This window comes from Polaromonas glacialis (assembly GCF_000709345.1).
GTDB classification, from domain to species: Bacteria; Pseudomonadota; Gammaproteobacteria; order Burkholderiales; family Burkholderiaceae_C; genus Polaromonas; species Polaromonas glacialis.
This window is the reverse complement of record NZ_KL448323.1, coordinates 2,554,301-2,578,692: the sequence shown is the minus strand read 5'-3', so window position 1 is coordinate 2,578,692 and position 24,392 is coordinate 2,554,301. Positions and strand designations below refer to the sequence as shown.

Below are 24,392 nucleotides of genomic sequence, written 5' to 3'. Positions count from 1 at the left end.
TTGGCAAAAATTCACAACAGCGGGTTCGACACGCCGCTGACCACATGGCCAGCCGGCACATGCATCGCGGCCGAGTGGACATGGCCGGTCTGGTCGTCAAAGAAAAAATCGGGCTCGAACTCGCGCAGGAACTCGCCCTTGGCCAGGCCGCCGAGGAACATCGCCTCATCGACCTCGATGTTCCAGTTCATCAGCGTGCGGATCGCCCGTTCATGCGCCGGCGCGCTGCGCGCCGTGACCAGCGCGGTGCGGATGCTCATGCGCGAGGTGCCGGCCTGCTGCAGCCGCTGCAGGGCCTCCAGCAGCGGCTTGAACGGCCCGGCCAGCAGCGGCTGCGCGGCCTTGTCGCGTTCATGCGCCTGGAAGGCGCTCAGGCCCTGCGCCTGGAACACCAGCTCGGCCTCGTCGGAAAACAGCACGGCATCGCCGTCAAAGGCAATGCGCACCTGGTTCGGATGCGCGTCGCTGGCACGGGCCGATTGCGGATAGACCTGCGCCGCCGGCACGCCCGCCTGCAGCGCGGCGCGCACGTCGCTCAGGTGGGTGGACAAAAACAGGTTGGCGTGCAGCGGCTTGAGGTAGCGCCACGGCGGCGCGCCCCGGTTGAAGGTGCCGCGCTGGATGTTCAGGCCGTAATGCTGGGCCGAGCGGAACACGCGCATGCCCGACACCGGGTCGTTGCGCGACAGCACCACGACTTCGACGCGCTGGCGGGGCGCCGCCGGGTTGATGTTTTCCTCGACGCTTTCCGGCGCATCGTTGAAGGCCAGCAGTTTTTTGACCAGCGAAAACGCCACGCCGGGCTTGGCCGGCACGTCGAGCCGCTCCAGCTGCAGCTTCATGTAGGCCGCGTCTTTCTTCACGCCGGGCGGCGTGTCCGGGTCCAGGCCGGGGGCAAAGCCGGTTTCAAACACCTGGTTTTCTTCCTCGAAATCAAACAGCGCGCGCGAGGAAATCGCCACCACGAGCTGGCCCTCAAGACTTGCCGACATGGGTTTGCCCCTCCTTGCGTTGCTTTTTTGGATGTCTGGCGCGCCGCCATCACGGGCCGGCGTGCAGGTTGACCAGCCGCCATTGTCCATATTTCGGCGCGTCCAGCGGCCACTGGTCGGCGCGCTCGATCTGGCGCTGGCCTTGCGCCAGCAGGCAGGCCGTCCGGATCACGCCGGCATGGGTGATCCACAGCGTGTCGCCGTGGCCGGGCAGCGCATCGAAGGCCGAGCCGACGCGCGCCATGAAGCGGGTCACGCTTTCGCCGTCATGGCCGACGCGGTAGTTGGCAAAATCGCGGGTCCACGCGTCCAGTTCGGCCCGGTCAATGGCCTGCCAGGCGCGGCCTTCCCACTGGCCAAAGTCCATTTCCTGCAGCCGGGCGTCGGTTTTACAAGCCAAATCAGGCCTTTGCGCATACAGGGCGTGCGCCAGCTGCTCACATCTTTGTAGCGGCGAGCTGATGACACGGCTACCAACGGGAAGCCATTCCGCCAGCGCTTGCGCGCATTCGGCGGTGGCGGCGGCATCGGCCGGCATGTCCAGCCGGCCGTAGCAGATGCCGGCTTCAACCAGCGGTTGTGCATGGCGCACCAGCCAGAGCTTCATGCGCTCAAAGGCTGATCGCCAGCCCTAGGTAAAACGCGATTTCGCAGACCTGCTGCGTGGTGCCCAGGCAGTCGCCGGTGAAGCCCTGCAGCCGGCGCCTGAAAAAGCGCAGCAGCCCCAGCAGCGCCAGCACCGACAGGCCGCAGGCAAATGCAAGATTGATAGCATCAAACACAGGACTGGCAAGCGCAAGGGCAGCAAAACACCATAAAAACGCAATTCCCAGCCCTCCCCCGGAGATCTGGTCGGCCAGTGGTTTGGATTTGGACGTGGCCGTGTCGCCCACATGCGGCAACAGCCGGATCATCACCAGCGGCAAGGTGCGCGACACCACATGGCCCAGCCACAGCGCGGCGCACACATACCAGCCGCCGAAAGCCGGGGTGTCCCCGGCATCGGTAATCACCTCGACCGAGCCCAGAAGCGCCAGCAGCGCCACCTTGCACAGCAGCGCCAGCACCAGCGCCATCGCGCCGAAAGCGCCGACGCGCGAGTCCTTCATGATCTCCAGCGCGCGGTCCCGGTCGTAGCTGCCGCCCAGGCCGTCGGCCACGTCGGCCAGGCCGTCTTCATGAAAGCCGCCGGTGAGCCAGACCGTGGCGACGGTGGACAACGCCGCCGCCACCAGCGGCGTGAAGGTCGTGTCGGGCAGCAGCAGGAGCAGCAGCGCAAAGACCGCCGCCGCCGCGCCGCCAATCACCACGCCAATGCCCGGGAAATGCGCGGCGCTGGCGCGCAGCATGTCGGGGCTGTAGCCCACCCATTCGGCCAGCCGGCCGGTGACCGGAATGCGGGTGAAGAACTGCACGGCCAGCAGGTAGTGGCGAATGAACCGGAGCATCAAGGCGCTTACTTTTCGCTCACGCCGGCCGACTCGAAACTGGCCATTTCATTGAGGAAGTTCGCCGCCGACTGCACCAAGGGCCAGGCCAGCAGCGCGCCGGTGCCTTCGCCCAGGCGCAAATCGAGTTCGAGCAGCGGCCTGGCCTCCAGGCAGGACAGCAGCAGGCGGTGGCCGGTTTCGGCGGAGCGGTGGCAAAACACCAGGTAGTCGCGCACGGCTGGCGCCAATGCCTGCGCCACCAGCGCCGCAGCGCCCGCGATGAAGCCATCGACCAGCACCACACGCCGTTCGCTGGCCGCCTGCAGCATGGCGCCGGCCATCATGGCGATTTCAAAGCCGCCCAGCGCCGCCAGTTCCCCGACGGCGTCAAACGGTTCGGTGGCCGGGTGCCACAGCAGTGCGCGCGCCAGCACCGCCTGCTTGTGCCGCAATTGCGGGTCGTCCAGTCCGGTGCCGCGTCCGGTCGCATCCATGATGCTCGCGCCCGTCAGCCGGGCCAGCAGCAGCGCGGCGGGCGAAGTGTTGGCAATGCCCATCTCGCCAAAGGCGACGACGTTGCCCGGCAGCGCCTGAACGACTTGCATGCCTGCCATGAGCGCGGCCTGCGCCTCAAGCCGCGACATGGCGGCCTCTAGGCAGATATTGTTCGTTCCCATGGCGATTTTTCGCGCCTGCAACCGGGGATGGGCGGGCAGTTCGGCGGCGACGCCGGCATCGACCACCTGCAGCGCAAAGCCGTGCTGGCGCGCAAACACGTTGATCGCCGCGCCGCCGGCCAGCATGTTGCCGACCATCTGCACCGTCACCGCCTGCGGATAGGCCGACACGCCTTCGGCGGCAATGCCGTGGTCGGCCGCGAACACCACCATCTGCGGGTCGTGCAGCGCCGGCGACTCGGTGCGCTGGATCAGGCCCAGCTGCAGCGCCAGGGTTTCCAGTTGGCCGAGCGCGCCCTGCGGCTTGGTTTTGTGGTCGATCTTGTGGCGCAGCCTGGCCTCCAAAGCGAGGTCGGCGATGGCTTCAATCGCGGGCAGGTGAAAGCGGGTGTTGTCGTTCATCGGTAATTTGTTTCAGGCAGGCGGGGCAAAAGCAGGAGGCTGCGCTGCTGTCCGGCAGCGCTTGTTCAGGCAGGGCAGGGGGAACCGGCATCACATGCGGCAACTGGACGCACCAGCATTCGGCATCGCCCGCCACCATGCCGCAGCGCAGGCCCGCGCCGCAACGCGGGCAGATAGAGGTGTCGGGTTTCAGTTCAGTTGATGCCATGGCGGCGCTCAGCTTTGCAGGAACAGCCGGTACACCGGGTTGCTGGTTTCTTCCACATGCGGGTAGCCCAGCGTGTCCAGGAACTCCTGGAACGCGCCGTTATCGGCCTGGGGCACCTGCAGGCCGACCAGGATGCGGCCATAGTCGGCGCCCTGGTTGCGGTAGTGGAACAGCGAGATGTTCCAGCCGGGACGCATCAGGCTCAGGAACTTCATCAGCGCGCCCGGCCGCTCGGGAAAGATGAAGCGCAGCAGGCGCTCGTCTTTCGACAGCGCGCTGTGCCCGCCGACCATGTGGCGGATGTGCTCCTTGGCCAGTTCGTCGTGCGTCAGGTCCAGCGCCTTGAAGCCGTGGCGGTTGAACTGCGCGGCAATCTTGCTGCTCTCGCCCTTGGACGAGGTGGTCAGGCCGACAAACACATGCGCCATCGCCTGGCCGCTGATGCGGTAGTTGAACTCGGTCACGCTGCGCGGCCCGCCGGGCAACTGGTCGATCAGCTCGCAGAAACGCCGGAAGCTGCCGCGCTCCTCGGGAATCGTCACGGCGAACAGCGCTTCGCGTTCCTCGCCGACTTCGGCGCGCTCGGCGACAAAGCGCAGGCGGTCGAAGTTCATGTTGGCGCCGCACAAAATCGCGGCATAGGTCTCGCCCTTGGTCTTGTGCCTGGCGACGTACTGCTTGATCGCGGCCACAGCCAGCGCGCCGGCCGGCTCGACGATGCTTCTCGTATCGACGAACACGTCCTTGATGGCGGCGCAGACCGCGTCGGTGTCCACCGTCATGAACTCATCGACCAGTTCGCGGCTGATGCGAAAGGTTTCCTCCCCCACCAGCTTGACCGCCGTGCCGTCCGAAAACAGGCCCACGTCAGGCAGCGTGATGCGCTTTTCCGCCTTGACGGACTGGATCATGGCGTCGGAGTCGTTCATCTGCACGCCAATCACCTTGATCTCGGGCCGCACCGCCTTGATGTAGTTGGCCACGCCGGAAATCAGTCCGCCGCCGCCAATCGCCACAAACACCGCGTCCAGGCGGCGCGACCCCAGGGTTTGCAACTGGCGCAGGATTTCCATGGCAATCGTGCCCTGGCCGGCAATCACGTCCGGGTCATCGAAAGGATGGACAAAGGTCAGGCCCTGCTCTTTTTGCAGCGTCAGCGAATGCGCATGGGCATCCGAATAGCTGTCGCCGTGCAGCACGACCTCGCCGCCCCAGCCCCTGACCGCGTCGATCTTGAGCTGCGGCGTGGTGGTCGGCATGACGATCACCGCACGGCTGCCGAGCTTTTGCGCGCTCATGGCCACGCCCTGGGCATGGTTGCCGGCCGAGGCGCAGATCACGCCCTTTTTGAGCTGCGCCGGGGTCAGGTGCGCCATCTTGTTGTAGGCGCCGCGCAGCTTGAAGCTGAACACCGGCTGCTGGTCCTCGCGCTTGAGCAGCACGGTGTTGTTCAGGCGCAGGCTCAGGTTCCTGGCCGGCTCCAGCGCGGACTCGACCGCCACGTCATAGACCCGTGCGGTGAGGATTTTTTTCAGGTAGTCGGCGGGCTTGAGCGTCCTGGCCACAGGCTTGGCGACTGTTTTGGCGGAAGCTTTGGGGCCGGATGGCGTGGCGGTTGCAGAAGCAGCGCCAGCGATGGATTTTTTAGCAGAAGGCATTTTTTTTCTCGCAGCAGAACCTGATGATCATAGGCGCACGAAAAAAAAGGCCCAGACCATGCGATCTGGGCCTGTAAATCCACCCTTTGAGGAGGTGGAGGAGACAACCAGTGCAAAAATACAGCGGGTCGGCAAGGACTGTGTACTGATGCGATGAGTTCAGTATATCGGAGTCGATGCTGCACTGCACCATGCATTTGTGGCGAAAGTCGCACAATTACAGCCTTTAAGGGTTTCTACCTACAAGACGACTACAAGTCGCTGCCACGGCCGCCAGTGCGATGAATGCAGGTAGGCTCGGCAACACCAATCAATCTGGACAAGGAATGGCAGTTATGGAATGCACAGTGAGCTGGACCGGCAGCAACGCGGTCAATGGATCGAAATCGGGAATGACCTTCCTGGCAGAAACCGGCAGCGGCCATACGCTGGTCATGGATGGCGCCCCCGATGCGGCCAAGCCAGAAAACGGCGGCGCCAACCTCGCGCCCCGGCCGATGGAAACCGTGCTGGCCGGCGCGGGCGGCTGCACGGCCTACGATGTGGTGCTGATCCTCAAGCGCGGCCGCCATGATGTGCGGGGCTGCACGGTCAGGCTCAGCACCGAACGGGCGCCCGTGGACCCCAAGGTATTCACCAAAATCCACATGCATTTTGTCGTGACCGGCAGCAAGCTCAGCGACAGCGCTGTCGAGCGCGCGATTGCCATGAGCCACGACAAGTACTGCTCGGCCACTATCATGCTGGGCAAAACGGCGGACATCACTACCAGTTTTGAATTGGTAGAGATTTCTGCTTAAATAGACGTCATGGCTACCATCACATTTGATTCCCTCAAGCTCAGCGACAAGCTCAAGGCTTCAGGTTTCACCGCAGAACAAGCCGAAGCCGTAGTTCGCGTCATTGCCGAAGCGCAGGACGATCTGGTGACAAAAAGAGACTTGCAGATCGCTTTGGAGCAATCTCTTAACCCCATGAAAGCTGATCTTCTTGTTTTAAAGTGGGCTGTCGGATTGAACACAGCGCTTGGCTTGCTGATTTTAGGCAAGCTGTTTAGCCACTGATAAATCTTTAAATCCGGTGCGCCACCGTCGTCATCACCTTGGCGGCAGAACGCATCATCAACCTGACCGGCGCGGGCAACTGCACGCCGCCCGCGTCTTGCGCCATCCTGGCATGGTGCGCTTCGTCGTCCTTCATCTGCGCCACGATGGCGCGCGATTCGTGGTCGCCCTGCGGCAAGTGCTCCAGGTGGCTGGCCAGGTGGGCCTCGACCTGGCGCTCGGTCTCCACCACGAAGCCCAGGCTCAGCCGGTCGCCCAGGCGGCTGGCCACCAGGCCCAGTCCAAACGCCCCTGCGTACCACAAAGGGTTGAACAGGGAGGGGCGGGCGCCCAGTTCGTCCAGCCGGTCCTTGGTCCAGGCCAGGTGGTCGCCTTCCTCGCGGCTGGCGTCCAGGAAATGCTTGCGCAGCACCGGATCGCGCGTTCCCAGCGCCTGCGCCGCATACAGCGCCTGCGCGCAAACCTCGCCCACATGGTTGACGCGCATCAGCGCGCCTGACAGCGCTTTGTCCTCGGCGCTCAAGTCGGTGGCCTGGGCGGGCACAGTGGGGCAGGCGCGGCTGGCGTGCGGTTTGGCAAACAGGGTGCGCAGGGCGCCGTCCGCGGCATTCAGGGCAAGGTCAAGGGCAGTGGTCATGGGCAGCTTTCATGCTTGGGGGCAGGAGGGTCGACAGTTCAGCCACCATGTTAGCGCCCGTCAGCCAGGCTGCCGAAAAATGAAAAAGCCCCCAAAAGGGGGCTTTCAATGTGTCAGGCCCGGCCCCAGGACCGGACAGTGATCAGAACATGTGGCGAATTCCAAATGCCACGTTGGTCGAATCCGTGCCGGCAGAAGCCGTGACGCCGCCGAGGAAGCCATTTCCGCCAGGGGCAATTTGACCAGCCCCCTTGTTGTTAAAGCGCGTCAGCACGGCGTTCAGGTTGGTGCGCTTGGACAGCGCATAGGTGTAGGTTACGCCATAAGAATCAGTGTCGGCGTTGACCACCCGCTTGTCGTCAAGCCGGTTGAAGGCCGTCACGAAGGTATGGACGCCGCTCGTGAGTTTGTAGCCGATATGCATCAGCTTGGCGTCTTGCCGGAAGGCTGCGTTGTAAGCGTTTTGGAAAACAGGGCCGGCAGTCACAAAAAATGGCGAAAGACCGGAAGGATTGTCGTCCTTGATCGTCGCGTACTGGCCATACAAGGTGCCCGGTCCAACGTTCAAGTTGGCGCCTAACACATTGTTGGTGAGGGATTTCTGGCCAAACTCGTTCTTTTTCTCGTTGTGTCCAAAGCCGACAGAAAAACCGTCGCCTGCGTACATCGCCATGGCACCGAGAAACCGGCCTGCGGAATTGCTGCCTGGCACTTCTCCTGCCCCGTACATCAATGTGGCCGTAACGCCGCCTGTTTTAATCCCGTATTGCACGGTATTGCTCAGCCGGATGTCAAACGCCGCCGGCAAACTGGCAACCTGCCCGGCTGCCAGGCTCGATTGGGTTCCTGAGGCGTCGAACGCGGCGCTGGTGAGATAGGCCGGTGTGTACTGGCGGCCCAGCGTGAAGGCGCCGAATGGCGTGACCAGGCCGGCAAAGGCCTGGCGGTCAAACAGGTTGCCGGCAAGGTTGACGCCAAATGCGTTCGTGCCAATAGCGTTGTTGATGGCCGATATGGTGCCGAGTGCAAGTGGGGTTCCGGCAAGGCCAACGGGCAGGTTGGCGTTCACGGTAGACCCAACACGATCAGGAAGTTGGTTCCCCGATGCGGGCCGATTTGTCACCGACCCCGTATCCGCCTCAAACCTGCTTTCGAGCGTAAAAATGGCTCTGTAACCGCCGCCCAGGTCCTCATTGCCGCGCAGTCCCCAGCGCGAACCTTCCATGATGCCGCTGGCGATGCCGTTGAAAGAGCCATTCTTCAGGCCGCTGACGTGGTTGTAGCCCGCGTCGACCAGGCCGTAAAGCGTCACCGTGCTTTGCGCCATGGCGCCGGAAGCAGATAACAGCCCCATCACGGCAGTTGCAACGAGAGTAAGTTTTTTCATGAAATCTCCAGGATTCTTGATTTGATAAGGAAATGTTTCCAACGCGCCATCACTGTGTCGATGGTTTCGACAGAGTCAAGATTAATGGTGAAGCCAAGACACGTAAAGAGTGTTACCACGCACGGGTATCACTTTTGGGACAGGGGAAAACCCTGTACTTTCAACCACTTGCAGACGCCCGGGTGGGTGGGCCAAAGCCATTTTGTTCTTGCGTTTGTCCCTCAAATCAATAAGGGCCATCTCATCGCAGCGCATGCTTCTTGTCATGTTGTGTGGTTGCAAAATCTTTTGAGTCCGGCGAACACATTTTTAGTATTTGTTGTAATAAAGAGACTCTAAAACCTGCGAATCCTCGTTTTTAAATTGCCTGCGTTTTAAATGTCGTGGGACGAATATGCGATGTCAGCTTTGCATGCTTTTCTTTGCTGCCTATGCACCGGTATTTACTGTTGAAGAATTAACACCACAACGTGCACTGTTTTGGTGCTTCTGGTGCAGAAAGTGGGGCGCAAACACCCTGCAGTCATGCCGTTTTCAAGTTGCTCCTCCAATGAATTTCTCTGCGTTGCGAACGACGTTGCTCGTGACCAACAGGTAAGGCACATAAGTTGCTTTTGTTTTAAAAGGCTTTGCCTTGAATGTGACTGTTTGGTTAAATTGACTAAGGGTTAACCAGAAAGCCCTCAAGCAATGTTTTGGCCCAGTCTTTTTGTTTTCCACTTTTGGAGTTTTTCAATGAAAAAGAATTTGATCGCTTTGGCAGTTCTCGCCGCTTCCGGCGTTGCATCGGCTCAGTCCAGCGTGACCCTTTACGGTCTGGTCGATGCCTATGTGGGCACCAGCAGGATCAAGCAATCATCGCCAGGTCTTGCCACCACATCGGCACGCCAGAACGTGGTTGACAGCGGCGGTTTCAACACCAGCCGTTTCGGCCTGAAGGGTTCGGAAGACCTGGGTAGCGGTTTGAAAGCCAATTTCGTGCTGGAAGCGGGTTTTGATGTCAGCACCGGCGCGGCAAACAACTACACCAATCCGTTCACTGGTGCCGTGTCCAGTTCAACGTTCGGACGCCAGTCGTGGGTTGGCCTGTCGGGTGGTTTTGGTGAAGTCCGCATCGGTAAAATGTGGACGCCTTATGACGAAGTCAAAGGCAGCGGTGCCGCAGCTTTCGATGCCAATATCTTTGCGCCCGCAACCGGGGTGTGGGTGAGCAACAGCTACCAAGATCGTCCAGGCAACGCGCTTTATTACGCAACTCCGTCTTTTAGCGGTTTCAGCGCTGCAGCTATGTACAGCTTCGGCGAAAACAAGACGACAACGCAAAGCGCCGGCAAGATTGCCAGTTTTAACGTGCAATACGCAGGTGGCCCGATTGCAGCTGCACTGGCCTACCAGACCGAAAAAGAGGGCGGTGCATTGTCTGCAAACGCTACGACCAAGTACACGCAACTCAATGGTTCGTATGACTTCGGTCCCGCCAAACTGCTGGCTGCTTATGGCCATGTGAAAGATGGCAGTGACAAGGCCAAGGAATTCCAGATCGGCGTTGACGTTCCGCTCGGCGCTGTCACCGTATCCGGTGGCGTTGCACGTTCCAAAGTCACGCTCGGCGCCGGTGGCGAAGTCAAGAGCACCGGCGTTGGCCTGGCTGCCAAGTACGACCTTTCCAAGCGGACCTTCCTGTACACCGGTCTTCAACTGGCTAAAAACGAAATCGCCCGTTCGGAAGTCAAGACCGACACGTTCGCAGTGGGCGTTCAGCACAAGTTCTGACCGGTTCCTGGCTTGAAGCCAGGCCGTTGAGCTTCTTGGAGCCGCTTTGGGGAAAACCTGAAGCGGCTTTTCGTTTTTTTGATCACTAATTTGAATCACTGAAAATTGAAAGCGTTTAAGGGCGGCGCATCAACGTTGTTTTCCTTCCACGCAGTCACCCTATTTGTCGCTTCTGTGCAACGGAAAAGCGCTTTTGTGGCGCATTCCTTTGCGGATCAAGGTTCGTTCTGGTGCAATAGACCCAACTTCCCGAAAGGGGGTTGGCCCGGGTCTCTGGGGGAACTGCAAAGGTGAAAGCCAGACACAGTCCTCACGCCGGAGCCCTATGTTTAACCTTGGAGAAATTCTCAATGAAAAAATCACTCATCGCCCTGGCTGTATTGGCTGCTTCCGGCGCCGCAATGGCCCAATCCTCCGTAACCCTGTACGGCATTGCCGACGCATGGGTTGGCAGCACAGAAACCCAAGTCAATGGCGTTGGCCAGCGTCAAACCGCCGTGAACACCTCCGGTGTGAATGGTTCGCGTTGGGGCCTGAAAGGCTCTGAAGATCTGGGCGGCGGCATGAGCGCCATTTTCCAACTGGAAAGCGGCTTCAGCCTTGACACCGGCGCTTCTGCCCAAAACGGCACGCTGTTCAGCCGTCAAGCTTTCGTTGGCCTGCAAAGCGGTTTCGGTACTGTGTCCCTGGGTCGTCAGTACTCTGCGTATGACAATCTGCAAGGCGCGACCAACCACAACTACGACGCGTTCACCTTCAGCGCACGCGGCGCCGTGTCTGCCAACGGCATCAAGGACTACACCAACCGCATCGACAATTCGATCGCCTACACATCGCCAAGCTTCGGCGGTTTCAGCGGTGCAGTTGTTTACGGCTTCGGCGAAAACAAGAATGCTACTGCCGGTACCCCACCTGTCGTCGTGAACTCCGACGCAACGGACAGCGCCAGCGTACACATTAAGTACGCCAACGGTCCTATCCTGGTTGGTTACGCATATCAGCAAGACAAACTGGCTGGCGTTGGTGCTGCCCAGGACAAGAACAAGTACAACCTGGTCGGCGGTTCTTATGACTTCGGCGTGGCTAAATTGACCGCCAGCTACAACACCGTCAAGAACAACACGCTGAAAGACAAGGAAGGCCAGATCGGCGTGTCGGTTCCATTCGGCGCTGCTGCCATTTCCGCCGGCTATGCCCGTTCCAAGACCGAAGGCATCACTGGTGAGCGCACTGGCAAGGGCTACTCCATCCTGGGTACCTACGCATTGTCTAAGCGTACCGGTCTGTACGCCGGTGCCCAAAACACCAAGGCTCACATCCTGAACGCAGCAGCTGAAACCGAAATCACGACCTACGGTCTGGGTGTTCGCCACTCGTTCTAATTTTTCAGCTAGCGTAAGCTAGCGGTTAAAGCAGAAAACAAGACCCCGCCGTGGCGACACGGTGGGGTTTTTTTTATGGGCGGCTTACCGTAACCCACTGAGCTTTCCGTAGATCGTGACGGCTGTCAGCATTGAGGCCGTCTATTGTTTGCCGGTTACTGCACCCAGACTGTTGTTTTTACGCAAATACAGCTTGCACGGACTCCCTGATATTTACGCTGCCAAAATTTCGCCATAGCATTTACTACTTGCTGAAATCAGGATCAAACAGACATGCGCACCCCGGCTCTTCTTGAAAAAACCCTGTCGCCGCTGTCAGCGGACATGAGCGATTCGGTAACCCTGGGGCGGCCACGCCTGTTGCAGGCGAACGGCCGGGCCTTTGCGCAAATTTCCCAGTTCCATCCCGAACTGACCGCTTTCCGCCGGGACCTGCATGCGCATCCGGAACTGGGTTTCGAGGAGGTTTACACCGCCAGCCGCGTGACCCATGCGCTCAAGCTGTGCGGGGTGGACGAAATACACACCGGCATCGGAAAAACCGGCGTGGTCGCGATCATCAAGGGCCGCCAGTCCGGCCGTGCTTCACGCGCCACTCAGCCGAATTTCAGGCCGATGACTGGCTTGCGCGCCGACATGGATGCGCTGCCCATGACCGAGTACAACGAATTCGGCTGGAAATCGGCCAAGCCCGGCCTGATGCATGGCTGCGGCCATGACGGCCACACCACCATGCTGGTCGGTGCGGCGCGCTACCTGGCCGAAACCCGGAATTTTGCGGGCGATGCCGTGCTGGTCTTTCAGCCAGCTGAAGAAGGGCGCGGCGGCGCCGAGGCCATGATCAAGGATGGATTGTTCGAGCGCTTCCCGGTCCATGCGATTTACGCCATGCACAACTGGCCGGCCATGCGGCCCGGCACCATCGGCATCAATTCCGGGCCGATGATGGCGGCGGCCGACCGCATCACCATCGAAATCACCGGCAAGGGCGGCCATGGCGCCCATGCCTACCTGACCGTCGATCCGATCCTGGTGGCGGCGCACATCATCACTGCCGTCCAAAGCATCGTGTCGCGCAACGTCAAGGCGATGGACAACGTCGTGATCAGCCTGTGCGCCATGCAGGCCGGCGACATGGCGGCGATGAGCGTGGTGCCCGGCCATGCCACGCTGGTCGGCACGGTTCGCACCTTCAAGCCCGAGATGCAGGATTTTGTCGAGCAGCGCTTGAAGCAGCTTTGCGCCGCGGTGGCCGACGGGTTTGGCGCCACGGCCACGGTGAACTACGAACGCATCTATCCAGCCACGATCAACTCGCCGGCCGAATACCAGCTGGCGACTTCAGTGGCCGAGCAACTGGTGGGCTTTGATAACGTGGTGCGCAACCTGGAGCCCAGCATGGGGTCGGAGGATTTTTCCTTCATGCTCAAGGAAAAACCCGGCGCCTACCTGCGGCTGGGCCAGGGCGAGCAGCTTGCCGGCGGGCAGGGCGGCGTGGGCAGCCGCTTTCTGCACAACAGCTGCTACGACTTCAACGACAGCGTGCTGCCGCTGGGTGCGGCGCTGTTTGCCGGCATCGTCGAGCGTTCGATGCCGTTGGGCTGAGAGCGTTTGCTACTGAAAACATAGCTGTTTGCGCATGCTGGATATGCGCTAAAGGTGTTTTTTGTTTAAAACAGTCGCTGGCCATGCGCTGAGCCGTTAAACAACAGGCCTGCTCACGCGTAGCGCTTGGTACGCAAATTGTTCTTCATCTCCTTGAGCAGCGGCTGCAGCTTGGGGCCGATGCGCAGCGCCACGCAGGTGGCCAGGATGTCGATGATCATCAGATGCAGCAGGCGCGACACCATCGGGCTGTAGCGGTCGTAGCCTTCGGGATGGTCGGCTGCCAGGTGGATATGCCCGGCGGCAGCCAGCGGCGAGGCGGTGGCGGTGATGACGATGGTGGTCGCGCCGTTCTTGCGCGCGATGTCGCAGGCGTCCATCAGGTCGCGGGTGCGGCCCGAATTGGAAATCACCACCACGCAGTCGCCCGGTCCGAGCAGCGTCGCGCTCATGACCTGCATGTGGCCGTCGCTGTAGGCAATGCAGTTGATGCCCAGTCTGAAGAACTTGTGCTGCGCATCCTGCGCCACGATGCCTGAGTTGCCCGCGCCGAAAAATTCAATGCGCTTGCCGGTGTGGTAGGCCGCCAGCAGCGCCAGCGTGGCTTTTTCAATCGCCACCGGGCTGGCGTCATTGCGGTATTTCAGGAAGGCCGCCACGGTGTTGTCGATCACCTTGACCATCACGTCGCCGGTCTTGTCGTCCACATCGACGCTGCGGTGAATGAAGGGCACGCCTTCGCTGACGCTGCCGGCCAGCTTGAGCTTGAAGTCGAGCAGCCCGTCGTAGCCGACGCTGCGGCAAAAGCGCACCACCGTCGGCTTGCTGACATGCGAGCGGCTCGCCAGTTCGGTGATCGGCAGGCTGGCAAAGGCGCGCGGGTCGGCCAGCACCAGACGCGCCACGCGTTGTTCCGCCGGGGCCAGCGACGGCAGGGAGGCCTTGATTCGGTCGAGCATGCTAGCGTTCCTCGCTCCAGCAGTAGCCATCCCTGGCGATCATCGCGCTCGTTGCGCTTGGCCCCCAGGTGCCTGCCGCATAGGGGCGCGGCCCGGTCGGGTCGTGGCTCCAGCGGTCCAGGATCGGCTCGACCCAGCGCCACGCTTCCTCCTGCTCGTCGCTGCGCACGAACAGGTTCAGCCGGCCGTCAATCACATCGAGCAGCAGGCGCTCGTAGGCGCCGACGCGCTCGGCGCCGAAACGCTTGTCGAAGTCCAGGTCGAGTTGCACCGGCTCCAGCGTCGGGGTGCCACGGCGATGGCGCTGGTCGGCGCCCTGCGCCAGCAGGTGCAACTCCAGGCCGTCCCGGGGCTGCAGGTCGATGACCAGCCGGTTGCCGGTGTTGCAGTCCTGCCGCGATTTGAAAATCGCGTGCGGTGTGTGTCGAAAGTTGACCTCGATGTGCGCGTCGCGGCCGGCCAGCCGCTTGCCGGTGCGGATGTAGAACGGTACGCCGGCCCAGCGCCAGTTTTCGATCTCGGTGCGCAGGGCAACAAAGGTTTCGGTGCGGCTTTCCGGGTTCACGCCCGGCGCGCTGCGATAAGCCTCAACCGCCTCGCCGTCGATGGTTCCGGCGGCATATTGGCCGCGAATGGCATGCTGGCTCAGGGTCTCGGGCGTCCAGGGCTTGAGCGAGCGCAGCACCTTGAGTTTTTCGTCGCGAATCGCGTCGGCATGCGAATTGATGGGCGGCTCCATGCCCACGGCGCAGAGCAGCTGCAGGGCATGGTTTTGCACCATGTCGCGCAGCGCGCCGGTGCTGTCATAAAAAGCGCCGCGTTTTTCCACGCCGAGTTCTTCGGCAATCGTGATCTGGATGTTGGCGATGTACTCGCGCCGCCAGAGCGGCTCGAACAGCGAATTGCCAAAGCGCAGCGCAAACAGGTTCTGCACCGAAGGCTTGCCCAGGTAATGGTCGATGCGGAAGATCTGCTGCTCGGTCAGCACGCTGCGAACGGTGCTGTTGATGGTGCGGTTCGACGCCAGGTCATGGCCGAGCGGCTTTTCAAGCACCACGCGGGTTTGCGTGCCATTCAGGCCGGCAGCGGCGATCTGTTCGCAGACCGTGGTGAACAGGCCGGGCGCGGTCGCCAGGTACATCACCACCACATCAGCTGGGCGCTGCTGGAGCCGGTCCGCCAGGCGCGCATAGTCGTCCGGTTTCGACAGGTCCATGCGCAGGTAGTCGAGCATCTGGGCAAAACGCGTGAATTCTTCTTCGTTCGGCCGCTTGGACAATTCGACATGGTCAAAGCGTGACTTGATGAGCGCGCGGTACTGGTCGTCCGACAGGTCGTCGCGGGCCACGCCAATGATGCGGCCGTCGGCCGGCAGCGAGCCGTGGCGAAACGCCTGGAACAGGGCGGGCATGATCTTGCGCCACGCCAGGTCGCCGGTTCCGCCAAACAGGATGAGGTCAAAACTCATGGTAAGGACTTGTTCTGGTAATAAAGTTTCACATTCTATGGGCATAATGGTAACTACACCCGGTGACCTGCTGCGACCCCTGTGTTGGCACGGTGGGTTTTCCGGGCTTCCTGATCCACTTTGCGCCCTTGCCCGGCGCTCCCCAAGCCCATGAACCAACTCGACGCACTGAAACAATTCACGACCGTGGTGGCCGATACCGGCGACTTCAACCAGCTGGCCCGGTTCAAGCCGCAGGACGCCACCACCAACCCATCGCTGATCCTCAAGGCGGTGCAAAAAGCCGATTACGCGCCGCTGATGCACGGCACGGTGGCGCGTTTCAAGGACCGGGCGCTGGACGAAACCATGGACCGGCTCTTGGTGCGCTTTGGCTGCGAAATCTTGTCCATCATCCCGGGCCGCGTCTCGACCGAAGTCGATGCCCGCCTGAGCTTTGACACCTATGCCACGGTCGCGCGGGGCGAGCGCCTGATCGGGCTGTACCAGGCCGAGGGCATCCACATCGACCGGGTGCTGATCAAGGTCGCCGCCACCTGGGAAGGCATTCAGGCGGCGCGGCTGCTGGAGCAGCGCGGCATCCATACCAACCTGACGCTGCTGTTTTCCTTCTGCCAGGCGGTGGCCTGCGGCCAGGCCCGGGTGCAGCTGATTTCCCCCTTCGTCGGCCGGATCTACGACTGGTACAAGAAGTCGGCCGGCAGCAGCTGGATTGAAGCCGCGAATGCCGGCGCCAACGACCCCGGCGTGAAGTCGGTGCGCGAGATCTACAACTACTACAAGCATTTCGGCATTGCCACCGAGGTCATGGGCGCGAGTTTTCGCAACGTCGGCCAGATCACGGCGCTGGCCGGTTGCGACCTGCTGACCATCAGCCCCGAACTGCTCGCCCAGCTGGCCGCCAGCGACGCGCCCCTGGCGCGCGCGCTGGATGCCGGCGCCGCCGATGCGTTGGACCTGGAGGTGGTGGACTTTGACGAAGCGCGCTTCCGCTACGCGCTCAATGAAGACGCCATGGCGACGGAAAAGCTGGCCGAAGGCATCCGCGCCTTTGCCGTTGATGCGATCAAGCTTGAGCAGCTGATGCAGGCTGTCTGAACCCAAGGAAGCTGACATGAAACCAGTGCGTTGCGACCGGACCCCGGCCTGGGGTGAACTCACGGCCTGCCTTGAGGCCGGCGGCCGGAATTTTGACCTGCGCGACGCGTTCGCGCGCGACCCCGGCCGCTTCGAGGCCTTCAGCCAGGACGCGCCGCATGTGTTTGCCGACCTGTCCAAAAACCTGATCGATGCCGGCAGCCAGGCACTGCTGCTGGCGCTGGCGCGGCAGTGCGGACTGGAGCAGCAGCGGGACGCAATGTTCGCCGGGGAACGCATCAACCGCACCGAAAACCGTGCCGTGATGCACTTTTTATTGCGAAATCCGCCTTCTGCGCAGTATCTGCCTGCGCAAGCTGCTATTAATAAAATAGCGGATGCGCAGGCCGAGGTCGAAGTGACGCTGGACGCCATGCTGGCCTACGCGGAGCAGGTGCGCGCCGACGAGGCGATCACCGACATCGTCAACATCGGCATTGGCGGCTCGGACCTGGGACCGCAGATGGCGGTGCTGGCGCTCGCTGAATTCGCCACGTCCGGCAAGCGGATTCACTTTGTCTCGAACATCGACGGCAACGAGCTGGCCAGTGTGCTGAAGCAGCTCAAACCCGCCGGCACGCTGTTCCTGGTGGCGTCCAAGACCTTCACCACCACCGAAACCATGACCAATGCGCATTCGGCCAAGGACTGGTTCGAGGCGCAGGGCGGGCAGGACATCGCCAGGCATTTCGCCGCGCTGACGACCAACGTGGCGGCGGCGAACGACTTCGGCATCACCACCACCTTCGGTTTCTGGGACTGGGTGGGCGGGCGCTATTCGCTGTGGTCGGCCATCGGGCTGCCAATTGCCATTGCGATTGGCGCGGCTGGTTTCAGGCAGTTTCTGGCGGGCGCGCACGCCATGGACGAGCACTTTCGCACGGCTGCGCTGGAAGGCAATCTGCCGGTGCGGCTGGGCCTGCTCGATGTCTGGTACCGCAACTTCCACGGCTTTTCCAGTCGCAGCATTGCGCCCTACAGCAGCGCGCTGCGCCGCTGGCCGGCGTATCTGCAGCAACTGGAAATGGAAAGCAACGGCAAGCGCGTGGACCAGGACGGCCAGCCTTTGCCGTTTGACACCTCGCCGGTGCTGTGGGGCGAGCCCGGCACCAACGGGCAGCATGCCTATTTTCAAATGCTGCACCAGGGAACGACGGTCGTGCCGGTTGAATTTGTCGCGGTCAAACAAGCCGCGCATGCGCCGGATGACCTGCCCGGCCACCACGGCAAGCTGCTGGCCAACGTGCTGGCGCAGGCGCAGGCGCTGATGCACGGCAAGCGCGACGCCGCCGGGCCGCCCCAAGGCAACGCAGCCCCCTCGGGGGGCAGCGAGCCACACGCAGTGGGCGAGCGCGGGGGCAGCATGTTTTCCGGCGGCCACCGCGATTTTCCCGGCAACCGGCCCAGCACCTTCTTGCTGCTGGAGCGGCTCACGCCCGCCAGCCTGGGCGCGCTGATTGCGCTGCAGGAGCACCGCGTGTTTGTCAGCGGAGCGATCTGGGGCATCAACAGTTTTGACCAGTGGGGCGTCGAGCTGGGCAAGGTATTGGCCAGGGACATCGAGCCGCGCCTGCTCAGTGGCGATGTTTCCGGACTCGATGGCTCGACCGCCGGCCTGCTGCGCAAGCTGGGGTCCGGCCCCGCATGAACATCGTGTTTGATTTTGGCGCGGTGCTGTTCGACTGGCAGCCGGCGCAGCTGGTGGCGCAGCATTTTCCCGAGCGGGGCGCCACACCCGGGCAGGCACGAAAACTGGCCCATTCCCTGTTCGACCATGCCGACTGGCGCGGTTTTGACCACGGCACGGTGACGCTGGACCAAGTGGTTTCCCGCACTGCCTTGCGGCTGGAATTGTCCGAAGACAGGCTGCATGACGCCCTGGCGCCGATTGGCGAGCGGCTGGCGCCGATTGCCTGCAACATCGAACTGCTGGCCGGCTTGCGCGAGCGCCAGGGCAGCCGGGGCGGCATCCGGCTTTATTTTCTGTCCAATATGCCCGAGCCCTTTGCCCGCGCGCTGGAACGGCGCCACGCTTTTCTGCAGTGGTTCGACGGCGGTATTTTTTCAAGCGATGTGAAGCTGGGCAAGCCGGACCCGGCGATTTTCAGGCTGCTGGCGTCGCGCTACCGGCTGGCGGGCGCTGACACCCTGTTCATTGATGACAGCCTGACCAATGTGCAGGCGGCCGATGCGCTGGGATGGCAGACGATCCACTGCGAAGCGCCGCAGCAGCTGCCGGGCCAGCTGATGAACAAATTGGGCTGGTAGCGCTTTGTGTGTCGCCATGGCCCGGCCGCCCATGCGCAGGCCGCCGGGTTCGAGGGTGCATCTGTTCGCTGACCCCACAGGCGAGGCCAGCCCTGTCCGTGACGATGTTGCAAAAGCGTAAGAATCACCAGGTTCTGCGACAGTTAACAAAAAATGACATGGAATCCACGAAGAACCCCTACAAAGAAGCTGCCTGAAGGGGACGTGCATGCATTCATTCAAACTGGCGGCCTTGGTGCTTGCCGCGACGCTCGCCGGTTGCGGCGGCAGTGACAACACCACCAAAATCAAGTTCAGCTCGCAGGTGTCGTTCGGCGACAGCTTGAGCGATGTAGGCAGCTATGCGGTGGGCCAGGTTGCCGCGCTCAAGGGCGGGAAATACACCATCAACGATGTCGGTGCGGACGGCAGGAATGCGGCGAAGAACTGGACCGAGCTGATGGCGGAGAAATTCGGATTGCCCGCCCCCTGTGCCGCGCAAACCGGCCTGGACGGCTCGGCCGCGCTGGGATTCAGCGTGCCGGTGGTCAATCATCCCGGTTGCACCTCGTACGCGCAGGGCGGCGCGCGGGTCACCGATCCGGTCGGGCCGCGCAACAAGTTGCTGGGGGCCGCCGGGGGCGGGGAATTGGGTCAATTGACGGTGCCCGTCGTGCAGCAGATTCAAAACCACCTGGCAGCGGTTGGCGGCAGCTTCAAGGGCGATGAAGTCGTTTTTGTGGCGACAGGCGGCAACGACCTGACGATGCAGCTGGCTGGCTTGACGGCAGGCGCCACGGTGGCGGCAACCGCTGCCGTGACGGTGGCGGTGGCGGGCCAGATTGCCGCCGACATCCAGTCGGGCGCCTGCGTGCCGGCCGATGCGCTGGGCAGCAATTGCCAGGCGGCCGCCATCGCCAGCTTGTCGGCAAGCGTCGGTGCGGCGGCGGCTGGCGCCCATGTGCAAGCCAACACGCCTGCGGTGGTTGCAGCCATGGGGGTGGCCGGCGCAGAGCTGGCGGGCTATGTGAAGTCGCAGGTGGCCGGCAAAGGCGCCAAATATGTCGTGGTCCTCAATTTGCCGGATGCCAGCCAGTCGCTTGAAGCGGTTGCCGCCGGCAAGGACACGCAAGCCTTGATCACCAGCATGGTGACCGCGTTCAACGCGCAATTGAAATCCGGCGTGAGTGACAGCGCCAGCGTCCTGTACCTGGATTTGTACACGTTCAGCCGCGACCTGATTGTCAACCTGGGGTCGTATGGCTTGCTCAACGTGAGCAGCCCCGCCTGTGATTTGAGCCCGGCGAAAAATCCGCTGGGCTTCTCGCTCATTTGCAACCGGTCCAATCTGGCGCCCGGCAACGTTGACAAATATTTGTTCGCGGACAACTCGGGCCATCTGACGCCGTTCGGCTATTCGCTGGTGGCGGTCTATGTCGCGAAGGAAATGGCTGGCAAGGGCTGGCTGTAAGGATTGGCAGGCGGCGCCTCCTGTGGTCTGGCATATCATCGCGCGGGGAATTGCCCCGCATCCATCCTGAGGAAAAATCCATGAATTTTGGCCAAGCCATTTCCAGCTGCCTGAGCAACTATGCAACGTTTTCGGGGCGCGCCTCGCGGTCGGAATTCTGGTGGTTTTTTCTGTTTCAGGTGCTGGCATCGGCGGCGGCGTCCATGCTCAGTGAAAAACTGAGCGGCCTGGTCAGCCTGGCCCTGCTGCTGCCGGCGCTGGCAGTCGGCGCACGCCGGCTTCACGACATTGGCAAGAGCGGCTGGTGGCAGCTCCTGATGATCTCGGGAATCGGATTCCTTGTGCTGATTTACTGGTGGGTCCAACCCACGGAAGATAACGTCAGCAGCTACGGCTCCAACCTGGCCTGACGTTTTCGGTTTTCGGCCATCCCTAAAAAAAGGGCCCCAACGCTTGCTCGCTGTGGCCCTGTCTTTAGAGCAAAACCCGTTTGACTGGCAATTGCAGCATGCAGGAAATTCAGCTTTTTTGCTATTGAATAAATAGCTGATTGCACATATACAGCATGCGAAAACGGCATTTTTTATGCTGAAAAATTTGTTTGCTGGTCAGAGCGGTGCCTCCCTGACTTGCAAACGTCGCCATGTATGGCGCGCAAAGTTCAAGCCACGCCGTCATTCCCGCAGGCGGGAATCCAGAAGGTACGCAAAGGGCGTCACACCGGTTTTGCCTGCTTTCGGGCTTCTTCCAGTAGCTGCTGGATGACTTGTTCTGATTTTTCGTACTCGCCTTCGCCAAAGTGATGAAAGCGAATTCGGCCTTGGGCATCGACGAAATAATGCGCTGGCCAATACTTGTTGTTGAACGCGCGCCAGATCGCAAAGTTGTTGTCAACCGCGACCGGAAACACAATACCCAGATCACCGAGTGCGCGCTTCACATTGCTGATGTTTTTCTCGTAAGCAAACTCAGGGGAATGCACCCCGATCACGACCAACCCCTGGTCTTTGTACTTGCGGTGCCACTCCCGCACATAAGGCAGGGCATTGCGGCAGTTGATGCAGCCAAAAGTCCAGAAATCGATCAGCACCACTTTGCCGCGCAGTTCTTCCGCTGTGAGAGGTGGCGAATTGAGCCACTCGACAGCGCCGCTGATCGGTGGCATCTTGCCTTCCACAAGCAAGTTGAGCGGTGGCAAGGTCTGGCGCGCCTGAACCTTGATGAACCGGCCGGCGTCGGCGCCACCCTGCTTTTGCGAACCAATGGCAGCCATCGGGATATGTTCTTCTGGCCGCGGTGCCAGCCATTGAAACAGGCTTTTTTCTACCGATGCGCCGCTGCCCGACGGGAGTTGCGCCAGCAAGCCGGTGTCCAGGCCCAGCGCTACTGCCGTCACCCCTGCGATCACTGCCACGCCCAGCCCCTTGCGAACCCACTCGCCCATGCCGAGCGAGCGCTTGAGGGTGCTGAAGACCTGGTTGCCGGCAAGCAGCGCCAGCGCCAGTGAACTCACGGCGCCAGCCGCATAGGCCAGCAGCAGCAGGGAAGTGCGCAGGCTCGGGCCTTCGATCGCCGCGCCGGTCAGGATCAGGCCGAGGATGGGGCCCGCGCACGGGGCCCAGAGGAGGCCGGTGGCCATGCCTGTAAAAAATGCCGGTAGCACGGAGTTTTCCGCGCTGCCGCCGGCTTTCGATGCCGCGCTGGAAAAGCGCGAACCCAGCGCCACGACTGGCCGCCCCAACCGTTCTGCCCAAAGCGGCGCAATCAATGCCAGGCCCATGAGCGAGAGCAGTGCCAGCGCGGCCAGTCGGCCGTACTGGTTGGCTTGCACGGCCCAGTTACCCGCAACGGCGGCCAGTGTTCCCACCGCCGCGAAAGTCAATGCCATTCCACCCAGCAAGGGCAGGCCGCTTTTCATGAAGGGCCGGTCAACCCGTGCGAAAACAAAGGGCAGTACCGGCAGTATGCAGGGCGCAAGGATAGTCAGCGCGCCGCCAAGATACGACAGGAGGTAGAAAATCATGTGGAACCTTGGGTCAGAGCGCTGTCGAAATCACTTTTTCATTTCGTCTTTTTTCATGGCGTCATCTTTGGACATGGCGTCCTTGCCCATGGCATCCTTAGCCATGGTGTCCTTTTTCATGGCGCCTTTCTTCATGTTGTCCTTGGCCATGTGATCCTTGGCCATCGAGTCCTTGGCCATGTGATCCTTGCTCATCGAATCCTTCGTCATGGCGTCTTTGCCCATGGCATCTTTTTTCATCTCGTCCGCGGCAAAGGCCGAAACGGAGGCGATGATCATGCAGGTGGCCAGGAGGGTTGCAGAGAGCTTGTTCATTTCAGTTCCTTAAGAGTCGTTTTCAGATGGCCGCGTCCGGGATGAACGCGTGCCGCACGTATCAACAGTGTTGAGCCTTCAAAGTGCTCAACTGCCGCCGAACCAGTTGTAGCCCTGGTCTTCCCAATAGCCGCCAGGGTAGGTGTTGGTGACGAACATCGCCTTGATGTATTTCGGATTTTTGTAGCCCAGCTTGGTCGGCATGCGCAGCTTCATCGGGAAGCCGTATTTTGGCGGCAGGGGTTGCCCGTCGTAGCTCAGCGTGAGCAGCGTCTGCGGGTGCAAGGCGGTCGGCATGTCGATGCTGGTGAAATAATCGTCGGCGCATTTGAAGCCGATGTACTTCGCACTGGTGTCGGCGCCAATGCGCTTTAAAAAAGAGGCAAAGTGAATGCCGCCCCATTTGCCGATGGCGCTCCAGCCCTCGACGCAGATGTGCCGCGTGACCTGGTCCTGCTGGGGCAGGGCGCGAAGTTCAGCCAGCGTCCAACTGCGCCTGTCGGCCACCAGGCCGGTGACTTCAAGCTTATAGCTGGCCTCGTCAACTTCACGCACCTCGTCTTCGCTGTAGTAGGCATTGAAGGGGAAAGGCCGCGTGATCATGGATTCCGGATACGTAGGCGCCAGCTGCCTGGGGTCGAAAATCCAGCCTTGCACCGTGTCATTGAAGCGCGACATTCGCGTCAGCGCCACTTCAACACTGTCGTTGTCGGTGATGCTGCAGCCGCTCAGCAGCGACAGGCCGCCCAGCGTCAGCGAACGCTGCAAGAACGCACGGCGCGCCGGCTGCTCGATGCGCCTGCCGATCAGTTTGCGTGCTTCGGCCAGGGCGGCATCGCTGTCGATGCCGGCAAGGGGTGGGCGTTGAATGATTTTCATACCGTCTTTCGTGTGCGGCCGCTGCTCAGCATGGTGAGCAGCGTTCGGGGAACCAGCGCCACCATGACCAGATGCACGGCAATAAAAGCAACCAGGGCGGCCATGGCAAAAAAGTGAATCCGGCGGGCAAATTCATAGCCGCCCAGCAGCTCGCGCAGGAAGCCGAACTGGACCGACTTCCACAGCACCAGTCCCGACAGCACCAGCAGCACGATGTCAAGCATCACGAACAGGTAGGCAAAGCGCTGCACGCTGTTGTACTGGCGCGGGTCGGCATGCGAAAGGTGGCCATGCAGTGCGGCGAGGGCGTCGCGCACGATGGCCGACACCGACAATGGAAAAAATTTGCGGAACAGGCGGCCGCTTGCAATGTTCAGCATCAGGTAGGCAAGGCCATTGGCGGCCAGCAGCCACATGGCGGCAAAATGCCACTGCAAAGCGCCGCCGAGCCAGCCGCCCAGAGTCAGTTCGGACGGAATACTGAAAGGGAAAAACGGCGACGCGTTATAGATGCGCCAGCCGCTTGCCACCATCACCAGCACCGCAAGGGCGTTGAGCCAATGGGTGATGCGCATCCACAGCGGGTGGATGGGCGCCCTGTCTGCTGCATTGATGTTTGGTTTCATGGGGCCGATTATTCGGCGGGTTCCATGGCGGATTCATCACCAAATGTTCAAT

General features: G+C 61.5%; 24 protein-coding genes. 10 read left to right on the top strand and 14 right to left on the bottom strand.

The annotated features are described in order from the left end of the window. Positions 1-11: 11 nt before the first annotated feature. From EC86_RS0112710 to ilvA, 6 genes are read right to left on the bottom strand one after another with little or no spacing between them, the layout of a single operon-like run. Positions 12-992 (bottom strand): 5'-nucleotidase, encoded by a 981-nt coding sequence (locus tag EC86_RS0112710; protein WP_029526017.1) that lies wholly within the window; start codon positions 990-992, stop codon positions 12-14. Between the two features lie 49 nt (positions 993-1,041). Beyond that, on the bottom strand, positions 1,042-1,599 hold the full coding sequence (locus tag EC86_RS0112705; RefSeq protein ID WP_029526016.1) for a histidine phosphatase family protein: 558 nt from the start codon (positions 1,597-1,599) through the stop codon (positions 1,042-1,044). A 4-nt stretch (positions 1,600-1,603) separates the two neighbouring features. Next, on the bottom strand, positions 1,604-2,440 hold the full coding sequence (locus EC86_RS0112700; RefSeq protein ID WP_029526015.1) for an adenosylcobinamide-GDP ribazoletransferase: 837 nt from the start codon (positions 2,438-2,440) through the stop codon (positions 1,604-1,606). Between the two features lie 8 nt (positions 2,441-2,448). Next, positions 2,449-3,501 (bottom strand): nicotinate-nucleotide--dimethylbenzimidazole phosphoribosyltransferase, encoded by a 1,053-nt coding sequence (gene cobT, locus EC86_RS0112695; RefSeq protein WP_029526014.1) that lies wholly within the window; start codon positions 3,499-3,501, stop codon positions 2,449-2,451. Further along, positions 3,464-3,709, bottom strand: coding sequence for a cysteine-rich CWC family protein (locus tag EC86_RS27780; RefSeq protein ID WP_084181305.1), 246 nt, complete (start codon positions 3,707-3,709; stop codon positions 3,464-3,466). Before EC86_RS27780 ends, cobT begins: the two co-directional genes overlap by 38 nt. Positions 3,710-3,717: 8 nt before the next feature. Beyond that, positions 3,718-5,367, bottom strand: a complete 1,650-nt coding sequence (gene ilvA, locus EC86_RS0112690) for a threonine ammonia-lyase, biosynthetic (RefSeq protein ID WP_408633901.1) — start codon at positions 5,365-5,367, stop codon at positions 3,718-3,720. A gap of 335 nt (positions 5,368-5,702) precedes the next feature. Here ilvA and EC86_RS0112680 point away from each other — a divergent pair, with 335 nt between their 5' ends. Both EC86_RS0112680 and EC86_RS0112675 read left to right on the top strand, forming a co-directional pair. Next, a complete protein-coding gene (locus EC86_RS0112680) occupies positions 5,703-6,167 on the top strand; it encodes an OsmC family protein (protein WP_029526011.1) in 465 nt (154 codons plus the stop codon). Between the two features lie 9 nt (positions 6,168-6,176). Next, positions 6,177-6,431: a CCDC90 family protein gene (locus EC86_RS0112675; RefSeq protein WP_029526010.1), complete on the top strand. Its 255-nt coding sequence runs from the start codon at positions 6,177-6,179 to the stop codon at positions 6,429-6,431. 7 nt (positions 6,432-6,438) lie between these two features. Here the strand turns inward: EC86_RS0112675 and coq7 are convergent, their stop codons facing one another. Both coq7 and EC86_RS0112665 read right to left on the bottom strand, forming a co-directional pair. After that, positions 6,439-7,068 carry a 2-polyprenyl-3-methyl-6-methoxy-1,4-benzoquinone monooxygenase gene (coq7, locus tag EC86_RS0112670; RefSeq protein WP_029526009.1) on the bottom strand — a complete coding sequence of 210 codons (630 nt, stop codon included), beginning with the start codon at positions 7,066-7,068 and terminating at the stop codon, positions 6,439-6,441. Between the two features lie 142 nt (positions 7,069-7,210). Then, positions 7,211-8,455 (bottom strand): porin, encoded by a 1,245-nt coding sequence (locus EC86_RS0112665; RefSeq protein WP_029526008.1) that lies wholly within the window; start codon positions 8,453-8,455, stop codon positions 7,211-7,213. A 735-nt stretch (positions 8,456-9,190) separates the two neighbouring features. On the opposite strand from EC86_RS0112665, the gene EC86_RS0112660 reads away from it, so the two are divergent. The 3 genes from EC86_RS0112660 to EC86_RS0112650 all read left to right on the top strand — a co-directional run bounded on the left by EC86_RS0112660 (position 9,191) and on the right by EC86_RS0112650 (position 13,215). Then, positions 9,191-10,228, top strand: a complete 1,038-nt coding sequence (locus EC86_RS0112660) for a porin (protein ID WP_029526007.1) — start codon at positions 9,191-9,193, stop codon at positions 10,226-10,228. 350 nt (positions 10,229-10,578) lie between these two features. After that, on the top strand, positions 10,579-11,610 hold the full coding sequence (locus tag EC86_RS0112655; RefSeq protein ID WP_029526005.1) for a porin: 1,032 nt from the start codon (positions 10,579-10,581) through the stop codon (positions 11,608-11,610). A 324-nt stretch (positions 11,611-11,934) separates the two neighbouring features. After that, positions 11,935-13,215: a M20 aminoacylase family protein gene (locus EC86_RS0112650; protein ID WP_029526004.1), complete on the top strand. Its 1,281-nt coding sequence runs from the start codon at positions 11,935-11,937 to the stop codon at positions 13,213-13,215. 113 nt (positions 13,216-13,328) lie between these two features. Here EC86_RS0112650 and EC86_RS0112645 read toward each other — a convergent pair whose 3' ends face one another. Continuing rightward, complete coding sequence (locus EC86_RS0112645) at positions 13,329-14,174, bottom strand: MurR/RpiR family transcriptional regulator (RefSeq protein WP_029526003.1); 846 nt, start codon at positions 14,172-14,174, stop codon at positions 13,329-13,331. A 1-nt stretch (position 14,175) separates the two neighbouring features. After that, entirely contained in the window at positions 14,176-15,642 is a 1,467-nt protein-coding gene (gene zwf / locus EC86_RS0112640) for a glucose-6-phosphate dehydrogenase (RefSeq protein WP_029526002.1), read from the bottom strand. Between the two features lie 150 nt (positions 15,643-15,792). Here zwf and tal point away from each other — a divergent pair, with 150 nt between their 5' ends. From tal to EC86_RS0112615, 5 genes are all read left to right on the top strand, one after another. Next, positions 15,793-16,740 (top strand): transaldolase, encoded by a 948-nt coding sequence (gene tal / locus EC86_RS0112635; protein ID WP_029526001.1) that lies wholly within the window; start codon positions 15,793-15,795, stop codon positions 16,738-16,740. 16 nt (positions 16,741-16,756) lie between these two features. Continuing rightward, complete coding sequence (gene pgi, locus EC86_RS0112630) at positions 16,757-18,427, top strand: glucose-6-phosphate isomerase (RefSeq protein WP_029526000.1); 1,671 nt, start codon at positions 16,757-16,759, stop codon at positions 18,425-18,427. Beyond that, positions 18,424-19,047 (top strand): HAD family hydrolase, encoded by a 624-nt coding sequence (locus tag EC86_RS0112625; RefSeq protein ID WP_029525999.1) that lies wholly within the window; start codon positions 18,424-18,426, stop codon positions 19,045-19,047. Before pgi ends, EC86_RS0112625 begins: the two co-directional genes overlap by 4 nt. A 208-nt stretch (positions 19,048-19,255) precedes the next feature. Next, positions 19,256-20,497 carry an SGNH/GDSL hydrolase family protein gene (locus tag EC86_RS0112620; protein ID WP_029525998.1) on the top strand — a complete coding sequence of 414 codons (1,242 nt, stop codon included), beginning with the start codon at positions 19,256-19,258 and terminating at the stop codon, positions 20,495-20,497. Positions 20,498-20,577: 80 nt separating this feature from the next. Continuing rightward, positions 20,578-20,907 (top strand): DUF805 domain-containing protein, encoded by a 330-nt coding sequence (locus tag EC86_RS0112615; RefSeq protein ID WP_029525996.1) that lies wholly within the window; start codon positions 20,578-20,580, stop codon positions 20,905-20,907. Positions 20,908-21,212: 305 nt separating this feature from the next. Here the strand turns inward: EC86_RS0112615 and EC86_RS0112610 are convergent, their stop codons facing one another. From EC86_RS0112610 to EC86_RS0112595, 4 genes are all read right to left on the bottom strand, one after another. Next, positions 21,213-22,520, bottom strand: coding sequence for a cytochrome c biogenesis protein DipZ (locus EC86_RS0112610; RefSeq protein ID WP_029525995.1), 1,308 nt, complete (start codon positions 22,518-22,520; stop codon positions 21,213-21,215). A gap of 30 nt (positions 22,521-22,550) precedes the next feature. Continuing rightward, entirely contained in the window at positions 22,551-22,835 is a 285-nt protein-coding gene (locus EC86_RS0112605) for a pentapeptide MXKDX repeat protein (protein ID WP_029525994.1), read from the bottom strand. An 87-nt stretch (positions 22,836-22,922) separates the two neighbouring features. Continuing rightward, the gene (locus EC86_RS0112600; protein ID WP_029525993.1) at positions 22,923-23,714 is read right to left on the bottom strand and encodes a molybdopterin-binding protein; all 792 of its coding nucleotides are present in this window, start codon (positions 23,712-23,714) and stop codon (positions 22,923-22,925) included. Beyond that, positions 23,711-24,340 (bottom strand): cytochrome b/b6 domain-containing protein, encoded by a 630-nt coding sequence (locus tag EC86_RS0112595; protein ID WP_029525991.1) that lies wholly within the window; start codon positions 24,338-24,340, stop codon positions 23,711-23,713. Before EC86_RS0112595 ends, EC86_RS0112600 begins: the two co-directional genes overlap by 4 nt. Positions 24,341-24,392 lie beyond the last annotated feature (52 nt).